Raw genomic sequence first — 19,431 nt, 5'->3', positions numbered from 1 at the left:
AGGGTGGTTAGGACATCAATTGATAATGAAACTCCTACTACAAGAGGGTTTTACTCCTGACTCCTGTACGGGCGAACGGCCGTTCGCCCCTCCTGACTCCTGACTCCTGCTATAACTACATTTTGGGGAAACTGGCGCTTTAAAGCTGCAAATACAGGACAAGAAGGTGAAGCTTGTAAATTATGCGGTTTATTCCAAGTAAACGGGGCTTGTTGAGCCGCAGACATCCATAACAACTGCTTGGCTCTGGTCATGGCAACATAGAGTAAACGGTATTCTTCTGCGGTTTTTAAGTGCTTGGCTTGTTCCCAAGCTTGGCTGACACCAGGTATACCTTCTGCTTTTTCATGGAGTGCGGCACGAATTTGGGCGCGTGCGACTTCTGATAAAGTAAAATCACCTAAAAATTGGCTTTGGGGAGGAACCCAAAATTTACCAGGAATGAGATTTTCGTGCAGAAAAGGTAAAAACACATAATCCCAGTCTAGCCCTTTGGCTTTGTGCATGGTGATAATCGTCAGTTGACCTTTTTTTGTATATTGTTCTTCTACATTTTCTGTGTCTACTGGTTCAAATCTTTCGGAACTGACAATTTCACTTAAAGCTGATAACATTGCTCCCATTGAGGTGTTACCAAATAGTTGCTGGTTTACACGTTCTGCAAGTTTGTCAGCGGTTGCTAATTCGGCTTGGTCATAATTTAAGGTTAAGGCTAAAAAAGAAATTATCTGATACAAAGGAAGTTCTAAACGGGCGCGGAGTAAACTACGACAAAGATGAGCCGCTTTTTGGACTATATCTGTTTGGGGTGCGGCTAAGGGACTAGGATATAAAAATTCTTCTGGGAGACTAGCGAGAGTATTGATATCTTGGGTAGGAATTAATTGACGTTGAACAAGTACATCCAGGGCGGCTTTTAGTTTTCCGGGGGAGTGAGGGCGATCGCAAAATTGCAATAATGATAAAATTTCTTGGGGTACATGAGAACGCCGTTCCCTTTCTCCCACGTCGTAAAGTTGAATTTTATGCTCTTTACATATCGGTTCTAAAGCCTCCGCTAACCATCTTCCTTGGCGATTTTCTCGCACTAACACCGCCGCACAGGAATCAGATTTTTGTGTAAATAACTCAATTACTCTTTGGGAAAGTAATTCAACTGTTTGATGAATATCAAGAGGCGTATACAGTTCTAATCCTTTTCCTACTGGTTGAGGATTTCCATTTGCTTGATTAACTGGTTGAATTTTCTGGTTGAGAAATGGTGTTTGTCCATTTTTAGTTGTTGCTAAACCTTGATGATTTACCCATTTCAAAGCAAAGTTAGCTGCATCAATAATAATTTGCGTACTTCGACCGGCTTGATCCATTGTTGCCAGTCGTTCTGTCTTTTGACAATCTTCGCAAAATTCCCGAAAATAAATAGGATCAGCAGGTGTAAAAGTTGAGTTAATCGCCTGATTAGGATCACCAACTCTGATTAAATTCAGTGCTGATTTATTTAAATTCTCCCTATCTGCTTCACTCGCTAATATTTCTAACAACTGAGTTTGCAATGGGCTAGAATCTTGGGCTTCATCTTCAAATACAGCGAAAACTTTATTCTGTTCAATGCGTCGGGCGCTATCATTTTCGAGAACTCGCAAGGCGGCTAAAATCATATCGTCGTAGTCAATAAACTCTGGCGATATCTCCGATGATTTTCCGTTACGCATCAATTTTTCATATTCTTTATACAAACCCGCTGCTACCTGCAAAATTCCATATGTGTCTGTGGTTTTTTGACTCCACTTATGCAGCTTTTCTGGTAATATTCCTGAACTTTTCGCTTCATGAATAACGGTATAAGCTAAATCTGGCAATACTTCTGTTCTCAGTACTGACTGACGACGTAATTTTTCTGTTTCTTCTCCATCAAATTGCTTACCTCTGAGTAAACGCCCATAACTTTCGGGATGGTTAGCAATCCATTGTTCTACAGCGGTGCGAATGAAGCGGTGAGTTTGGTTTGGTGTAATTAATGTGATATTTTCTAACTGCAAACCTGATAAATCAGGATAACGAATAGCAATATCTAAAGCTAAACCATGTAAGGTATGAACAGCAAAGCCTGTTTGCGGTAAAGATAAATCATCTCGTAAATATTTACGGATTTTTAACTTAAGATTAGCAGCAGCGGAACGGGTAAAGGTAACAACTACCAACTGTCGTCGATAATTGCTTTCTGTGGAACGAGAATGCTGATACTGACGCGCAATAGCAATTGCCGCAGCCGCAGCCATCCCTGTTGATTTACCAGCACCAGGAACAGCAGATACAGCCAATGAACCAGATTCCCAGTCAGCCATCTGCTTTTGTCCAGTTCGCAAACTGGCGCGAATGGCTACTATATGATCTTGCAATTTAGCAACAGATGATGGTGGAAACATCCCTTCAATTTGAGGTTCTTGAGGAACTGTAACTGTAAAATTATCTTCTGACATATAATATCTAGACTTTGATTTTGATGATTACAGCGCAGATATGAACAACATTGATTTATTATTTATGTGCATTTTTAGTTACAAATCTTCCAGCCAGTAATGATAAATTGCAGACCTTTTCTACATTATCTAACTTTAGCAGGAGCGCTACCTGCTTTGAGCCTAGCCATCGCCATTGGCACTGTCTTACGATTTTGGCATTTAGACTCAAAATCTCTGTGGATGGATGAAATCATTACTGCCATTTTCAGTTTAGGTAAAAATTACCGTGATTTGCCTTTGGATGTAGTTTTTCCTCTCAACCAGGTTCAGAAAATTTTTACTTTTCAGCCCGGTGTTAGTTGCGCTCAAATTGCAGAAAATCTTGCTAATTATTCTACTCATCCACCGCTGTTTTTTTGCATAATGTACCGTTGGTTAGGCTGGATAAGTCCTTTGGGTATAGAATGGGTGACAACATTGCGATCGCTCCCTGCTTTATTTGGTGTAGCTGCAATCATTGCCATTTATGCTCTTAATAGTGTTGCTTTTTCTCCCACATCTGGAATTATGGCAGCATTGCTCATGGCGTTATCTCCCTTTGCTGTTTACCTCTCTCAAGAAGCAAGGCACTACACTCTACCTATGCTTTTGATTATTTTATCATTATTTTTGCTCATCCAAATTCAACGAGATCTCTTTGAAAAGCAGCATCTGAGATTTTCAGTTTGGCTATTATGGGCAATTGTTAATAGTATGGCTCTTTATGTTCACTACTTTTTTGTGATCGCTTTTATCTCCGAACTTGCTACACTATTCGCACTGATTTATCGGGGTAAAGCAACTATCCTAAAATTACCCCAAATCTGGCTATATTTAATTATTTCTATTAGCAGCGTTTTGATTAGCTTTATTCCCTGCCTATTGATGATATTTAGCCATTTTCCCAAATCAGAAACTAATTGGCTACCATCTCCTCATCACATTGAACCTATCTATCAAACTCTCATGCATTGGGTATTAATGATAATTATACTTCCAGTGGAAAGTCAGCCTTTACTAATTGCAGTTATTTGTGGTTTCTTAATGGTGATGTTTACAATTTGGGTTGGGTTCCAAATCTTTCCTAATTTAAAATTACTCTGGTCTAATAATACAACTCATTTATCTACATTCACACTTTTAAGTTTTACTTTTTTTGTATTATTACAATTTTTCTTGATTGCTTATTTATTAGGTAAAGATATTACTGTTGTTCCCCGTTATAGCTTTGTCTATTATCCTAGTTTTTGCGCTCTACTAGCAGCAAGCTTGGGGAAATTCACAAAGAGACGCGGAGACACGGAGACGCGGGGACACGGAGACAGAAATTTGACTCCGATTGTAACCCCGCTCAATTTCAATCCTCTGAATCTTTCGTTATGGACACGAGAATGCGGGGCATTTAATGCGTCTTTGCATCTTTGCGTCCTCGTATCATCTTCGATGAAAATTCAAAAATTTATCTTTTTACTAGTTGGTATCGTCAGTTGTATTTTTGTTGTTTCTAATTTAGCATTCCAAAAACCTTTTCAACCTGAACAAGTTGCCCAAAATATGAATCGAGATCCGGCTATACCATTGATGTTAGTTGTAGGATATGAAAGTTATCAAGATGTCGCAGCAGGATTAAGTTTTGCTTTGGCATTGGAACAAGTGAGAAGTCATGAAATAAAAAGCAAATTACATCCCGATAGTTTGGCTTTTGTAAATAAATCTCCTAATTTTTCTGACTTGAGTAACAAGTTGACTCAACTTTCTATACCTGATGTATCTCAGTTGAATTTATGGTTTGTAGGCTCAGGAATGAGAAAACAAGATTACCCATCACAGTTGACACTGGCTGGGCAAATTACTTGTAATATAGAACTTACCCAGCACTATCGTATCGGTCAATTTCCCTATCAGCTTTATCGCTGTAGTAATTCGTGATTTGGCAATAGGAAAATTCTTGTTACCAATTACCAATTACCCAACCCTATTCGTCAATCTGCCAAGCATCCTTGGTAAAGTCTTCATCGAGAACTTTCTTAGGACGTAAAATTACAATTATTTTCCCTAATAGCTGATTTTCTGGTGCAGTTTCAAACCACTGAAAATCAATTTCCCCACCATTATCAACTGCAAAGTAGCTAGACGCATCCCATTCTCTTTGAGCGCGATCTATGACAACTAGCACTGGTTCTATTTTCAGGTGGGTGGGGTTAGGGAAGATATCACTACTGGCAATAATTCCTACCGGATCTTCAGCAGAGCGTAGCACGTGCCAACCTGGTAAGGATACCCAAGCTTGTTCTCCGGTAAATTTGACAATTCTAAATGGACCAACTTCTGTGATGATGGGTACAGCTTTCACGTCATTGGGTGTTAACGGCAACTCACCCACAACAGGTACAAGCTGGGGTAAATCTTCGTCCGATTCTAGTCGGAAAAAGGGTAAAGTTGGTGCCGGTTTGCTGGCAATGTTGGTAAAATCAATTAGTAATTGTTCTATTTGTTTTCTGGCTGTTGCTGAGTGAGCAAAACGTAACCCTTTAGCAATTAAACGCGATCGCTGTTGTAAGTCTGAGTTTTGCCTAGCCAATTTCCAAACTTGATAAGCTACAGCATCCCCTGGATGGGCTGTAAAACCCACTGGTGGGGCAGAAAAACGGGAAAAATCTTTCAGCGCTTTGGCAATATCTCTCACCTCGTCTACATCGAGTTTATGGAGAAAAATCAAATCAGCAGCAGCAGCCCTGTCTTCTTGTGCAAGTAGGCGTAGTTCATACAAAATATCACTAGCTCTCATACCGTAGTATGCTCTTGTTGCCTCTGACGCGCCAAACTTTTCTAAAGAACTATATACTTGAGAACCAACAATTAACTGATTTTGTTGGATTGGCTCAAATCCAGTGGCTTCAAAGATTTCTTGGGGATTGTAACCGGATTTTTGTAGGTAGGCAATGGCTACTCCCCATTCCACCCAGTTACCTTGTTTTTGTCTCAGCTTAACTAGTAATTCTTGTGCTGTATCGTTCGTAGCATTCTCAGGGTTTTGGGCGTTGGGAGATAGTTCAGTCATAATTTGGAGATTTTCCTATGAATAAATATTAAGCTTGCCAGCATCTTTGCTGCTGTCTTATGTATTCTAATTAGTCCGCAGGAAAATACTGATTTCTCAATACTCATAACTAATAGAGTCTTCTCAACTCAGCTTAGTATGGAATATAACAAAAACGTGAAGATATTAAATTAATTTATGAATAATCTCAATCTCGAAGTTGATCAAGTTCCTCCGCCATTAAGTACCCGTGAACGTCCAAAAAAACTGAAAATTCTGGTAGTTGATGATGAACCAGATAATCTGGATCTACTTTATCGTACCTTTCGCCGAGATTTTAATGTCCTCAAAGCTGAGAGTGGCTTGAGCGCTTTGCAATTGTTGGAACAAGAGGGGGAAGTGGCGGTGATTATCTCTGATCAGCGAATGCCAGAAATGAAAGGAACTGAATTTCTGAGCAGGACTTTACCTCAATTTCCTGATACAGTCAGAATAATTCTCACAGGATTTACTGATATTGAAGATTTGGTAGAGGCGATTAATAGCGGACAAGTCTTTAAATATATTACCAAACCTTGGGACTCTGGAGAATTGAAGGAGGTTGTACAAAGAGCAGCAGCAACCTATGATTTGCTTAAACAACGAACAGAAGAATTGCGCCGCGCCAATGCCCAAATGGAGCTTTTGACTGTTTTAGTGGAAGTAACTCAAGCTGCTTCGAGCTTAGAGGAAACTCTTGCACCAATTGCCAAGGCTTTTAGTGAGGCATTTACAGCTAATGGTTGTATTATACAACTCATAGAAGCAAATGTTCTGGCTGTAGGGCAAGGTATTTACAGTGAAACTGGGACTGTGGAAAATTGGCTCTCCCAAGATCCATTGACAAGGGAAGCGATCGCTACTCGTCAAATACAATCAACCCTAGATATATCTAAAGATTCTCGTCTCAGTAGTCTGAGTTACTACCAAGATGCTGGAGTTAAAGCACATTTAATCATCCCAATTATTTATCGGCATCAAATGTTGGGAGTATTATCACTACAGTGGCAAGAACCTTGCACTTTAAGAGCAGATGAACTGAAACTAATTCATTTATCAGTGGAACTAGTAGCGATCGCTCTTGCTAGTAGCCGTCTCTCAACCCAGAATTGATTAACGACTAATGACTGATGATATCCTGTTCGGTTAAAGACTTATAATTAGGGCTGACCCGAAAAGATGAGGACGCTCTGAGGCTCTGATGAGAAGAGTTTTTTTGATAAGTACAGGACTTACGCAAAATTTCTCTAAACCCTCTTTCCTTCTCTTCGAGACGCTACGCGTTAGCGGAGCTTTCGCTTTAGCGATACGCGCTCTTTGCTACGCAACGCTACCGCGTTAGCGGAGCTTATGCCTACGGCACGCTTTGCGAACGCTTTAGCGATACGCGTCTTTGCGGTTCGTTTTTTCCTTACTTTTGCGTAAGTTATAAAGTAATTAAGCGAACATGATATGAGTAATGAAATTCGTGAAATTTTTGACCGGATTGCTCCAGTGTACGACCAACTCAATGACTGGTTAAGTCTGGGACAACACCGGATTTGGAAAGAAATGACGGTTAAATGGAGCGCAGCTAAACCCGGTGATACTTGCTTGGATTTGTGTTGCGGTAGCGGCGATTTAACCTTTAGGTTAGCAAGGCGGGTAGGAGCGACGGGAAAGGTTTATGGAGTAGACTTCTCCCCCAAACTGCTAGAAACTGCCAAAGAACGCCGCCAAAAAAGTTACTCCCAAAGAGCGATCGCTTGGTTAGAAGCCGATGTCCTCGATTTACCCTTTGACGACAATCAATTTGATGCAGTCACAATGGGATATGGTTTAAGAAATGTCAAAGATATTCCCCGTAGTCTCCAAGAAATATATCGCGTCCTCAAACCTGGTAGCAAAGCCGCAATTTTAGACTTTCATCGACCGGGGGATATACCAATCCGCTTCTTTCAGCAATGGTATTTGGACAATTTAGTCGTTCCCATCGCCACTAATTTAGGGGTCAAGGAAGAATATGCTTATATCAGTCCTAGCTTAGATCGCTTCCCCATTGGTACAGAGCAAGTAGAGTTAGCTTATCAAGTCGGTTTTACCAACGCCACACACTACCCCATATCTAACGGTATGATGGGAGTATTAGTAGTAATTAGGTGATTGGTAATTGAAGGCAGAAGGCAAAAGGCAGAAAAAGAGATATTCACTAAAAATATTCTTTGCGTCAAAGCATCTTTCCATCTCCCCAATCCCTAATCTATATTTCCCTGTTCCCTAATCCAAAATCCTGTGGATTGGTCTCATCTTTGGCTTTATGTATCACCCCCAATTCTGGGTGGAGTTATCGGCTACTTCACTAACGATATAGCCATCAAAATGTTATTTCGCCCCTACCGAGCGATTTATGTTCTGGGGCGAAAAGTACCGTTTACTCCTGGATTGATTCCCAGCAATCAGGAGCGTTTGGCAAAAAACATTTCTGACACCATCATGGGATCGCTGTTAACGCCAGATGAATTACAAAAACTGGCTAAACGGCTCCTACAAACTGAACGGGTACAAAGCGCAATTCTCTGGTTATTGCGGCTGGCTACGGAACAACTCCAAGGTGAGAAAAACCAAAAAAGTGCCGAAATTGTAGCCGGCATTTTACGAGATTTAGTAGGGGAGTCATTACCGCGCCTCCTCAAAGTTTTGGCGCGACAAGAGAATTTTTTAGAAACGCAGATCAACCAAATTTTTGATCAGATATTGCTGGAATTTCAACTCAGTGAAGAACAATCCACAAGGTTAGCTGATTGGCTGTTACAAGTTGTTTTACCACCGGATATATTAAGACAAGCAATAGTTGATTTTTTAACAGATCGGACAATTCAAACTATTGATGACAGCTTTCGGGAAAAAACCAGCGGTACTTACTGGGTAGTCGCTAATCTATTTGGTTTACGCAATACTCTCACCAGGTTACGAACATTTTGCTTAGATGAAAAAGAAGCTAGTAATAAACGCTTGCAAGAATTAATTCAAGATTTGCAAATGCGCGATCGCTTCAGAAAATTATTACAAGATTTATCTTTCCAAAATTTACCAATTGGTACAGTCCGTCAATTAAGAAAAACTACCAGGGATAGTGTTCGTCATTACTTGCAAAATAGTGGTAGCAGTTTATTACAAGAATTGACAGAATCAGCCGATTGGGAAAATATTGCTGTTGTGTTGCTGAAGCGATTGAGCAATTCCCCGGTTGTCAGTACTTCTTTGGAAGTTGTTTCTCAAGAATTGGCTTTGATTTTGGAACGGTATTTAGAAAGAGATTTAGAAGCAATTGTCGCCGAAATAATCCCCATTTTATCTATAGATCAAGTAATTCTGGATCGAGTCAAGTCAACTTCACCGGCTGATTTAGAAGCTGCAATTGAGGGAATTGTTAAAAATGAATTACAAGCAATTGTGACTTTAGGCGGAGTTTTGGGTTTTGTTGTCGGCTTATTTCAAGTCGGATTTTTAATATTAAGTCGATATTAAAATAATTCGTAATTCGTAATAGTGCTTACAGTCCCGTTAGGGATATGTAATGAAGTTTTGTAACGGAGAAGTTAACTCACTTTTATCACTATCGGGTAAATCGACAGATTTTCAAGGTTACAGCCTAGAAAAAATTAAGATTTATCTATTACAGCTAGATTTGCAGATAGTTCGTCTTCTTCAAAAGCATCTGAATAGAGTCTTTTATTAAAGACTTTGATTAAATCTTGAATCGAAACTTCTTTCACCCGAATTCCGTCAACATCGTACAATTCCCTCGTGATATTTTTACTAATTATCCATACCTGACAATTTTTACCTTGAATTTGCAGAGTTTTTTTTCTAACACCGCCATCTGTTAATCTGAAATCAATTGTGATTTGAGAATTCTTCAATTTGTTGACATAATTTTCAATTTGTTCTTTTTTGTGTTCTTCAAAATTATTTCTAAGAGTGCAGTCGTACATAACTGCAAGGCTACCAATTATGAAAAAACCGTCTGCTCTACCAGCTTGGTTTTTTTTGTCATATTGATATAAGCTGTGGATACCAAGTAGCCTGAGAATCATGAATGTATAATCCTCAAACTCTGATGGATCTGATAGTGTTTTGTAACTACCCAATGATAAGCAAATTTTTTCCTTAACTAATTTGAGATTTAACGTCTCTATATCAGAAGTTGGTGAATTTGAAACTAATTTTATATGAGAAATTGGTGAATTTGTAACTAATTCTATATCAGAAGTGGGTGTATTAGTTAATGATTCTGTAGTTTGATTAACTTTAGCTGCAAGCAGTCGAATATTTTTAACTGATTTAATAACTCTTCCATCTCTATAATTTATAATTTGTACTATAAATTCGACCTTATCTCCTTTGGCAATATTTTCTATTTCTATTTCTTCTAAATCTTCCTTAAAGAAGAATAAATCTTTATTCAAATTGTCTAATGGTTTGTCGGGTTTGATAAAGCCGTTGCCTTTTTCTACACTTACCCAATTGATCACACCTGTTAAGCTGATGGACTTATTTAAGAAGCGTACTTCTTCAGCAATTTTTTGTATAGTGCCATCTTTTCTCTTCCATTCTGTAACACTGAATTCTACTAAATCTGCTCGTTCTACATATTCAATCCCGATACCAATCAGCTTATCACCGAAGAAAAGTATGTCGCCTTCATGTCCAGGTATTGGTCTATCAGAATCAATAAATCCAAGACCAGTTTTACCTTCTTTAAGACTAATAGCTCTGATTTTACCTGTGAATCTCATGCTCATTGACTGAAAATCTCTCAAAAGTGGTAAATATATAATTCCCCAAAAACCGCACAATCTCACAGTTTCAGGTGTAAAAATTTTGATATTATATATTTTCGCACAATTGTGGCAGTTAAGTGAAGCCTTAACAAGTGATCTCTGTCACCTCTCAACTATTAGCCAGTTGCTAACTACCAGCTTTTAATTTAGGATAAGCAATCCGTTTATGATGGAATTGCTGCCATACATCCACAAAGATTTGGGCAATCTTTGGCATTTCTTCCCTTGTCAATCCCGAATCTATTAATTGCTCATCTTGCCATTTAGCACGCAAAATATTATTAAGCATATTTAATGCTTGTTCTGGAGTAGCATCTTTGAGACTTCGCAACGCCGCTTCACAAGAATCTGCTAACATGACAATTCCTGTTTCCCGTGATTGGGGAATCGGTCCATCATAACAAAAATCAGCTTTGTCTACCTTTAGAGTAGGATCTTTCTTCGCCATTTGCTGGGCTTGGTGATAAAAATAAGCGATCGCCATTGTTCCCTGATGTTCGGGAATAAAAGCCTGAATTGCTGTGGGTAAACTATGTTTTTTTGCCATCACCAAGCCTTCGGTAACGTGCTTTTTAATTATCGCTGCACTTTTCCAAGGATCTTTAATTTCTGTATCGTGTTTATTTGCACCACCCATTTGATTTTCAATAAATCCCAAAGGGTCGTGCATTTTTCCGATATCATGGTATAATGTCCCAGCCCTGACTAACTCGACATTGCAGCGGAGTTTTTTCGCCGCAGCTTCAGCCAAAGTCGCAACTAACAAAGTATGTTGAAAAGTTCCCGGCGTTTCCGTAGCCAGTCGCTTTAACAAAGGGCGGTTAGGATTAGCCAATTCTGCCAAGCGGATAGGGGTAATTAGATCAAACAGTTTTTCCAAATAAGGACTTAACCCCAAAGCGATAATACTCCACACCAAACCAGATAAAGCGAAAAAAGCTGCCTCTTGGAGGACGAGATACCAGCCAGAACGGAATGCTGCACCAACAACTATATTTAGAAATAAATAAATACCCCCTTGGGTTAAAGCAATAAAAATACCTAATAATGCCAGTTCCTCACGCGATCGCAATCTTTGTGCTACACAACTACTCAAGATTCCCCCCGCCATACCAGCCAGCAGCGCCATTTTACTGATTTCTATGTTTACTGGTAGTATTAGCGATAACAGCCCTACAACTGTCACAGCCAAAGTCGATCCGTAGAAACTACCTAACAATAAACCAATGGCGCTCCAAGTAGTATATGGCACACCGATTGCTATGACACTAGGGACACTGACAGCCAGCAACAATATCAATAAGCGATCGCGTTCTCGCAACTGGCTGCCAATCCGTCGTTCTACCCACATAAAAATGCCAATAGCGACGCTAACCAAGCCTGCCAATCCTATCAAACCCAGCCAATTTACCTGTCGGCGAATCAAGTGATAATGCTCCAGTACATTAAATTTCCATTCTGTAATCCGTTCTCCCTTTTTGACAATCACCTCCCCTTGGCGCACCTCTACCATTACAGATGAAACCTTCTCAACTGCTTGTTGAGCCTGTTGTTTCGTTTCTGCTTCATCTTGTTTCAGATTTGGCTTCAGTACAGTTACCAAAACTTTAGTAGCTAAGGATTCTGCTTCTTCAGGTACAGAGATTTGCACTTGTAGGCTGACCGCATCCTCTACAATACGACGTGGTAGTCCAGAGGGTAGCCCTTGGGTGAGTATTCGTTCTGCACTTTGATAAATTCCCCTTTGGGTTTCTGTCCAGTCTTCATCTGATAATTCCAATAGAGATGTTGCCGCATAAACTCTTTCTGAACCTTCATCCTCTATTTGCGAAATTTTAGTGATAGCTTGGGCATATCTTTCCCTCGTTTGGGATATTTGGGTAATGAGTGAAGACGTGTCTTTTTCTAATGTTGTGAAGCGGTAAGCTGCTAGTTCTGCCAGCGCTTGATTAAAGTCAAGATGATGACTTCCCTGCTGAAGTGTTGGAGTAGATAAGGTAGAAGGTGTTTGTCTAGCCGCTGGACTCGGCTGGGGTATCGACAATTTAAAGTGTTGTTTTTGAAGATTGTCTAAATTTACTAATAACTTTTGCCATTCTGATTCCAGACAAGAACGGAGGTAGCGCTGGCTAGGTATAGACAAAACTGAAATATCGAAAAAGGGAAAAGACCCAGCAACAGCACGAATTTCATTGCCATTATTGAGAACTTGGTGTAAATGTGCGTAGATTTGTTCATTTTTTTGGGCATCAACCATCAACACCGGGGCGGAATTTGTTTTAACTGCTTTGCGCTCGGCTTCTGTTTGTTTATGATCTTCTATATTTGCCCTCTGGGGAGCAATAAATGTCTGTGGTGCAATCGTGCCGACTTTCATCTGGGGCTGATTGTATAATTCATGCCCTATAACACCTGTGAGGGATACTATCGCAATGGCCAAAATTACGGAAGCACGTTGTTCATGTACCCAACTGAAAACATTATTTTTAAGAGATTTTGCAGTTGATTTAGGTGCTTGTCTTCGTTGTCTATGTCCGCTGTCAGCAGTATTTGGTAATAAATACAGGAGTAGATTTTTGAGGATAATTCTGTAGACTTCCTGTTTATGGCGTTGACCCCTGCTAACCACAGCCTGCGACTTTACTTTACGGCATAACACTTTGTACTGTCTGCGCCATTGCGTTAATTGATGGGTCAAAGATTGCAAAAATTGCTGCGTTTTCATTGCCTTTGGCTCTAGTTGCTTACTTTGATAACCCAAAACAAGACAATTCCAAATCTACTCGCAAGACCAGTAAATCAACGAATTCTAAAACTAAGTCAACTACCAAGTCATCAACAACGGGTGGGAAAAAGAAAGACACCTCAAGTTAGGAAATCTTGACTGGGGACTGGGGAAATACAGACACGGTGACGCTCCAGATGGGGAGATGGGGAGATGGGGAGATGGGGAGATGGGGAGACGCGGTGAGAAAGAGAGATTGTCTTATGGCAGTCAACTCTTTCCCAGTATCCCAGTATCCTCGTGTCCCCGCGTCCCTCTTTCCCCGTGTCCCCGTGTCCCCGTGTCCCCCCGTGTCTTCTTCAAACTCCTTTGCTTATTAAGCTTTGGCTTGTGTGAATTGTACCAGTTGATTTCCCAATGTATATCAAATGCTATTGCCAGACAATGATTTTTTATCGCGGGCGAATGACGCGAGGCGCTGCAAATATTGGTAGCAAAGCCAAGTCTGATAATACACTTTTTTCTGGGTCAAGGTTATAAACCCCTGCCCAGACTGCTACCAGTGCATCGGCTAATTCTAATATCTGAGTAAAATTACTGTTGCCCCATGCTGGCTTTGTACCTGAGAATAAAACCTGCCAATTTACAGGAATACCTGCTGTGCTGTTATATGCGCCTGATAATGTCCCAGTAATTGCACTGATGAATTGTGACTTTAAAGAGCAGTGTTCTGTCCGCCGATCATGGTCTTGATGAGTTGCCCGTAAAACTGTCAGCCGGAAGTCTTCTAATGTACTCAAAAAGTAGTAAAAGGCTAATGCAATATTGTGACTCAGTTCTTCTTGCTTACTCAATTCGGCTCGCACTTGTTCTAATCTTGCCCCTTGTTGCAGTAAGCTATTGACTTTTATTAAATTTTGTGGTACAGAAGTTGATGTTTCTTCCAGAAAGGAAATTGTTTGGGGAATGAGCGTCAGGGGGTGAAGTTTTTCTGTGAGGGATTGTGCGATCGCATATCCTATAACTAAAGCAGCATCTTGTAATATCGGCTCAGTCTTCCAAATTTGTAATACTTGCTGCAAGTTATGTTTAAGCTTAATATTATCTTCGTGATAAAAAATTGCCACTGGTAAGGTGGCTAAAATTATTTCTCCCCAAGCAATATCACTGGTTTCTAACTCTACAGATGCTTGTTGGTAACGCTTTAACCAATCATCTACATCTAATTTACCTAAGGCAATTAAACTTTCGCTACCCAGAATCGCCATTTTACCTAAAGCACTAGGATTCTGTCTAGCTAAGTTTTCCCCTATGAATGCTCCCAGGAAAGCACCTCTAACTCGATTTATGAGAGAATAACGCATACAATTTAGGATTTTGGAGTTTAGATTTTGGATTTTATATTTCAGCATTTAGTCCAAAAACTAAAATCTACAACACACTGTTAAAAGCTATCTTTTCTCAGATGCTGCACTAGTGCTTGTAAACCCAACAAATAACTTTGGACACCAAAACCACTAATTTGACCAATTACTACTGGGGCGATATAAGAATGATGTCGAAAATCTTCTCGGCGGTAAATATTACTCAGGTGTACTTCTACTGTAGGTAAGTTTACAGCAGCGATCGCATCTCGCAAAGCTATACTTGTGTGGGTATATGCTCCGGCATTAATCACAATACCCTGATATTGCCCTAACGCCCCGTGAATCGTGTCTAGCAAAACTCCTTCATGATTTGACTGTAAAGTCGTAATTTTCGCCTGTAACTTGAGTCCTTCTGCTTCTAACAGGCGATTAATATCCTCTAGGGTTAGAGAACCGTAAATTCCCGGTTCTCGCTGTCCTAGTAAATTCAGGTTTGGCCCGTGCAGTACTAAAATACTTAAAGGTGTCAACGTCAACTCCAAAACCTTGAGGTTATTAGCGACGGCGTGACCGTTCATTTACAGGAATCGGAATCAGTTCCGGTTCTGCTTGTGCTTCTGGCCCTACCAATGCTTCAATTAGCTTCCTGGCTAATTCCTTCAGCTTTTCCAGTACCTTTTCTATATAGTCCATTGAACTGACCGCTCCTGAGATACTACCTCAATTTTAATTAACTTTCGTTGTAGAAACTGGTGTTTTGTCCCACCTTTGGTTTCTAACGTGGCTGACACACTCGCGTATTTAAGGCATAAGCCAATTCTAAAGTTTGGTTTTTTGTTTTCCGTTATATAAAATTTACTCTAAATCTACTCATGAGACTCCAAAAGGTTTGCTTCCTGTTTTCCCCAAGGGATTCGTCTCTTGATTGTCCACAGGCGTAAATCGGGGAGTAGGTTTCCGATACAAAAAGCTAACTAATGCTAACAAGAGCCAGCTTTTTTTCCTGCTTCACCAGTTCGACTACGCTCACTGAACTCCTAGAAGTGTAGGCACTGTCTAGTCTACAGGCTTGATTGTTTGGGTGTATCTCATCCTACTATTTGTGTATTTAGGTTTGGTTATCACCTAAAATACCCATCAATAATAGCATTTTTCTCTGTGCTGTCTCAATTTTTTCTGTCAACGAGTGGTCAGTGAGCCTGTCGAACTGTAGAGATAAATGTTGATTCAATGTGAGCATCTTTTAGCTTTTGTTAGTAAAACACTAACTAGCTGTTAACCTTTGTGTTCGGTTTCCTGATCATAACACTTACCTAAGTATGCTGTCTACACAGATGTTCTGGAAAGAATTAGTGAGATTTGAGTAAGTTGATTGTTACTGTTTACAAACCTTATTCTTAGACTACCACATCCTGTTAGCGATGGGATTAATATCAACTACGGCTAATTGCTGCTCAAAAAAACTCGACCCGTCCCCCTGTTACCGTGCGGTTTTATAATAATAAGTATTCAAACAGACAGAATATTCAGAGGTAATTAGTGAGTAGTTGAGCAAAATCAAATTTATTGCTGGCGCGCTTGAAGAAGACACGGGGACACGGGGACACGGGGACGCGGGGAAAGAGTAAAGAGACACGGAGATATGGGAAAAGAAGAAACGGGGATACTGGGAAAGAGTTGACTGCCATAAGACAATCTCTCTTTCTCACCGCGTCTCCCCATCTCCCCATCTCCCCATCTCCCCATCTCCCCATCTCCCCATCTCCCCATCTCCCCATCTCCCCATCTCCCCATCTCCCCATCTCCCCATCTCCCCATCTCCCCATCTCCCCATCTCCCCATCTCCCCATCTCCCCATCTCCCCATCTCCCCATCTCCCCATCTCCCCATCTCCCCATCTCCCCATCTCCCCATCTGGAGCGTCACCGTGTCTGTATTTCCCCAGTCCCCAGTCAAGATTTCCTAACTTGAGGTGTCTTTCTTTTTCCCACCCGTTGTTGATGACTTGGTAGTTGACTTAGTTTTAGAATTCGTTGATTTACTGGTCTTGCGAGTAGATTTGGTAGATGCTTTAGCTTGCAGCAAATCCAGGGCTGTTGACAGCGTCACTGTTTCTACTGTCTGACCTTCAGGAATACTCACATTAGTTTTGCCGTGCTTAATGTAAGGGCCATAAGGTCCATCATAGATATTTATGGGCGAATCGTCCTCTGGATGTGTACCCAGTTCGCGTATAGCTGCTTTGGATTTGCTACTGCTAGAAGCGCGTCCCTTTTTCGGTTCAGACAATAACTCAATTGCACGTTCTAGGGAAATTGTCAATACATTGTCAGCAGCTTTGAGGGAGCGGTAATCTTTTCCCTCTTTCCCCTGGTCATGAACAACGTAAGGGCCAAATCGTCCCAAACTAGCTTGAATTTTACCACCAGTGACCGGGTGGACTCCCAAGGTTCGGGGTAGTGCCAAAAGACCCACAGCCATATCGAGGGTGACATTTTCATGGGTGACACCTTTAGGTAAGGAAGCTTGTTTCGGTTTGGGGTTTTCGTCGGTTTTATCCCCTAACTGGACATAGGGACCGTAAGTACCAATTTTAACATAAATCGGTTCACCAGTTTCAGGATGCCGTCCCACTTGGTCGGGACCGGTGATTTTTTGTCGCAGTAGAACTTCTACCTGTTTGGGGTCGAGGTCTGCGGGTGTGAGGTCTTTGGGAATGGAAGCGGTGACAACACCCTCACCATTTTCTACTTCGATGTAAGGGCCATATTTACCAATACGGACTTTAGCATCTAAATTTTCTAATATTACGGTTCTAGCAATAGTGGCATCAATTTGACTTTCTTGTTCCCTGACCAGAGTTTCTAAACCTTTCTCACCCAGATAAAATTTCTGCAAGTAGGGTAGCCATTTGGCTTCTCCTGTGGAGATGTCATCTAGGGTTTGCTCCATTTTGGAGGTAAAGCTGGGATCAACAATATCAGGGAAATGTTTCTCTAGTAAGTCAGTGACAGCAAAAGCGGTGAAGGTGGGAATCAAGGCATTACTGACCAACTGGGCATAACCTTTGTCGATGATAGTGCCAATGATGCTGGCGTAGGTACTAGGACGACCAATACCTTCACTTTCTAAGGTTTTGACTAGACTGGCTTCGGTGTACCTAGCTGGGGGTTGGGTTTCATGTCCCACTGCTTCTAGTTCTGTACAAGTTGGATGATCCCCAACTTTTAAGGGCGGTAAAATTACTTCTTGGTCTTCTAATGCGGCTTCGGGATCATCGGAACCTTCGACGTATGCCCGTAAGTATCCAGGAAAATCAATGCGCTTTCCAGAGGAACGAAAACCAGCATCTTCAACTTGTAACTGAACAGTAATTTGGGTTTGGCGAGAGTCAGCCATTTGACAAGCAACGGTGCGCTTCCAAATTAAGTCATATACCGCAAATTCTCTGCCGCCTAACCCGGTTTCTTGGGGGGTGCGGAAACTGCTACCTGCGGGGCGAATGGCTTCGTGTGCTTCTTGTGCGCCTTTGGATTTGGTGGTGTATTGCCGAGGTTGGGGGCTGAGGTACTGTTTGCCATATTTTTCTTCTACACAACTCCGAGCAGCTGCGATCGCTTGATCTGACAAATGCACTGAATCTGTACGCATATAGGTAATATACCCTTGCTCGTACAAATTTTGGGCAACCCGCATGGTGTCTCGTGCCGAAAGGCGCAATTTGCGGTTAGATTCTTGTTGCAGCGTCGAAGTGGTAAAGGGTGGGGCGGGTTTGCGGGTAACTGGGCGTTCTTCAATGTCGTTGACATTCCAGGTTTTACCTGTCAGTCGTTCTTTGAGAGCTTCTGCTTGTTCTTCCGTCAGCAATACTACATTGCGCCCAGCGGTAATTTTTCCCGTGGCGGGATCAAAATCGCTGCCTGTGGCAACTTTCGTGCCTCCTAGCGTTACCAATTGGGCGCTAAAGGCGGTTTTTTCCTGTAGCAAGCTGGCTTTTAAATCCCAATATGTACCCTCATGGAAAGCACGGCGTTGGCGTTCCTTTGTTACCAATAAACACACGGCTACAGACTGTACTCGTCCTGCGGATAAACCCCAGGCGATTTTTTTCCATAGCAGGGGAGATAGGGTATATCCTACCAATCGATCTAAAATTCGCCGGGTTTCTTGGGCGCGAACCAACTGTTCATCAATGGTACGGCAATTTTTCAAAGCCTTTTTGATGGCATCTTGGGTAATTTCGTGGAACACCATTCGCTTAGTCGGCACTTTTGGCTTCAGCAATTGGTATAAATGCCAACTGATGCTTTCACCTTCCCGGTCTTCGTCCGTTGCCAGAATTAATTCATCAACACCTTTGAGGGCTTCTTTAAGCTGGGTGACAATTTTCTTTTTATCCTTGGGGACGACATAGACCGGTTCAAAGTCCGCGTCTATATTCACCCCAAGCTGCGCCCATTTTTCCCCTTTGACGGCGGCGGGAATTTCACTAGCCGACTGCGGGAGGTCACGCACATGACCCATTGAAGCTTCTACCCGATAGTCTTTTGGCAGGTAGTTGCGAATGGTACGAGCTTTGGTCGGAGATTCGACGATGACGAGAGTTGACATGGAAATTTTAAAAAAAGAATAGCTGTGAAGCTAAACAGTCAAGTTGAGATAATTTTGGCGAAATGTCAAGATGAAACGTCACCCTTAGGTGGTGATCTAATCCTCACAACTGCCCGTTAGGGGGAAAATCTGCTCAACTTCAGGTTTAGTCCTTCCCAGGAAACAGGGGCGGAAATGGTCGAGTGTGAATTGTCAGATATTTCAATCTTTAACTTATCTAACGCATAATTGGCGACTAAAGTTGTAAAAACATACAGCAACTGTCACACTGCTATACCTGTTATCTTTGAGGAGTGGGGGTTCTGAGCAATTAGAAATTCTAATT

General features: G+C 41.3%; 14 protein-coding genes. 5 read left to right on the top strand and 9 right to left on the bottom strand.

Translation table 11 applies throughout. From position 1 onward, the window contains the following. Nucleotides 1-50: 50 nt before the first annotated feature. The gene (locus A9Y75_RS02705; protein ID WP_071187969.1) at nucleotides 51-2,480 is read right to left on the bottom strand and encodes an ATP-dependent helicase; all 2,430 of its coding nucleotides are present in this window, start codon (nucleotides 2,478-2,480) and stop codon (nucleotides 51-53) included. A gap of 99 nt (nucleotides 2,481-2,579) precedes the next feature. On the opposite strand from A9Y75_RS02705, the gene A9Y75_RS29280 reads away from it, so the two are divergent. Then, nucleotides 2,580-4,430 (top strand): glycosyltransferase family 39 protein, encoded by a 1,851-nt coding sequence (locus A9Y75_RS29280; RefSeq protein ID WP_236721311.1) that lies wholly within the window; start codon nucleotides 2,580-2,582, stop codon nucleotides 4,428-4,430. A gap of 46 nt (nucleotides 4,431-4,476) precedes the next feature. Here A9Y75_RS29280 and A9Y75_RS02695 read toward each other — a convergent pair whose 3' ends face one another. Continuing rightward, a complete protein-coding gene (locus A9Y75_RS02695; RefSeq protein WP_071187967.1) occupies nucleotides 4,477-5,562 on the bottom strand; it encodes a RuBisCO accumulation factor 1 in 1,086 nt (361 codons plus the stop codon). A gap of 177 nt (nucleotides 5,563-5,739) precedes the next feature. Here A9Y75_RS02695 and A9Y75_RS02690 point away from each other — a divergent pair, with 177 nt between their 5' ends. The 3 genes from A9Y75_RS02690 to A9Y75_RS02680 all read left to right on the top strand — a co-directional run bounded on the left by A9Y75_RS02690 (nucleotide 5,740) and on the right by A9Y75_RS02680 (nucleotide 9,087). Continuing rightward, nucleotides 5,740-6,693: a response regulator gene (locus A9Y75_RS02690; RefSeq protein ID WP_071187965.1), complete on the top strand. Its 954-nt coding sequence runs from the start codon at nucleotides 5,740-5,742 to the stop codon at nucleotides 6,691-6,693. 339 nt (nucleotides 6,694-7,032) lie between these two features. Continuing rightward, entirely contained in the window at nucleotides 7,033-7,722 is a 690-nt protein-coding gene (gene ubiE, locus A9Y75_RS02685; protein WP_071187964.1) for a bifunctional demethylmenaquinone methyltransferase/2-methoxy-6-polyprenyl-1,4-benzoquinol methylase UbiE, read from the top strand. A 129-nt stretch (nucleotides 7,723-7,851) separates the two neighbouring features. Then, entirely contained in the window at nucleotides 7,852-9,087 is a 1,236-nt protein-coding gene (locus tag A9Y75_RS02680; RefSeq protein ID WP_071187962.1) for a DUF445 domain-containing protein, read from the top strand. Nucleotides 9,088-9,221: 134 nt separating this feature from the next. Here A9Y75_RS02680 and A9Y75_RS02675 read toward each other — a convergent pair whose 3' ends face one another. After that, complete coding sequence (locus tag A9Y75_RS02675) at nucleotides 9,222-10,364, bottom strand: cold shock domain-containing protein (protein ID WP_236721310.1); 1,143 nt, start codon at nucleotides 10,362-10,364, stop codon at nucleotides 9,222-9,224. Nucleotides 10,365-10,530: 166 nt separating this feature from the next. Next, complete coding sequence (locus A9Y75_RS02670; RefSeq protein WP_071188798.1) at nucleotides 10,531-13,128, bottom strand: HD family phosphohydrolase; 2,598 nt, start codon at nucleotides 13,126-13,128, stop codon at nucleotides 10,531-10,533. A gap of 155 nt (nucleotides 13,129-13,283) precedes the next feature. Between A9Y75_RS02670 and A9Y75_RS27185 the strand changes: the two genes are divergently transcribed. After that, the gene (locus tag A9Y75_RS27185) at nucleotides 13,284-13,508 is read left to right on the top strand and encodes a hypothetical protein (protein WP_143046347.1); all 225 of its coding nucleotides are present in this window, start codon (nucleotides 13,284-13,286) and stop codon (nucleotides 13,506-13,508) included. 72 nt (nucleotides 13,509-13,580) lie between these two features. Here the strand turns inward: A9Y75_RS27185 and A9Y75_RS02665 are convergent, their stop codons facing one another. From A9Y75_RS02665 to topA, 5 genes are all read right to left on the bottom strand, one after another. Next, nucleotides 13,581-14,492, bottom strand: a complete 912-nt coding sequence (locus tag A9Y75_RS02665) for an ADP-ribosylglycohydrolase family protein (RefSeq protein WP_071187958.1) — start codon at nucleotides 14,490-14,492, stop codon at nucleotides 13,581-13,583. Nucleotides 14,493-14,572: 80 nt separating this feature from the next. After that, nucleotides 14,573-15,073: a type II 3-dehydroquinate dehydratase gene (aroQ, locus tag A9Y75_RS02660; protein WP_071187956.1), complete on the bottom strand. Its 501-nt coding sequence runs from the start codon at nucleotides 15,071-15,073 to the stop codon at nucleotides 14,573-14,575. Beyond that, nucleotides 15,051-15,188, bottom strand: a complete 138-nt coding sequence (locus tag A9Y75_RS28160) for a hypothetical protein (RefSeq protein ID WP_177176081.1) — start codon at nucleotides 15,186-15,188, stop codon at nucleotides 15,051-15,053. Before A9Y75_RS28160 ends, aroQ begins: the two co-directional genes overlap by 23 nt. A gap of 1,012 nt (nucleotides 15,189-16,200) precedes the next feature. Further along, complete coding sequence (locus A9Y75_RS29275) at nucleotides 16,201-16,401, bottom strand: hypothetical protein (protein WP_236721309.1); 201 nt, start codon at nucleotides 16,399-16,401, stop codon at nucleotides 16,201-16,203. A gap of 56 nt (nucleotides 16,402-16,457) precedes the next feature. Continuing rightward, the gene (topA, locus tag A9Y75_RS02650; RefSeq protein WP_071187954.1) at nucleotides 16,458-19,106 is read right to left on the bottom strand and encodes a type I DNA topoisomerase; all 2,649 of its coding nucleotides are present in this window, start codon (nucleotides 19,104-19,106) and stop codon (nucleotides 16,458-16,460) included. Nucleotides 19,107-19,431: the final 325 nt, after the last annotated feature.

This window comes from Trichormus sp. NMC-1 (assembly GCF_001858025.1).
In the GTDB taxonomy this organism is placed as follows: domain Bacteria; phylum Cyanobacteriota; class Cyanobacteriia; order Cyanobacteriales; family Nostocaceae; genus Anabaena.
This window is presented reverse-complemented; position numbering and strand designations above follow the sequence as displayed.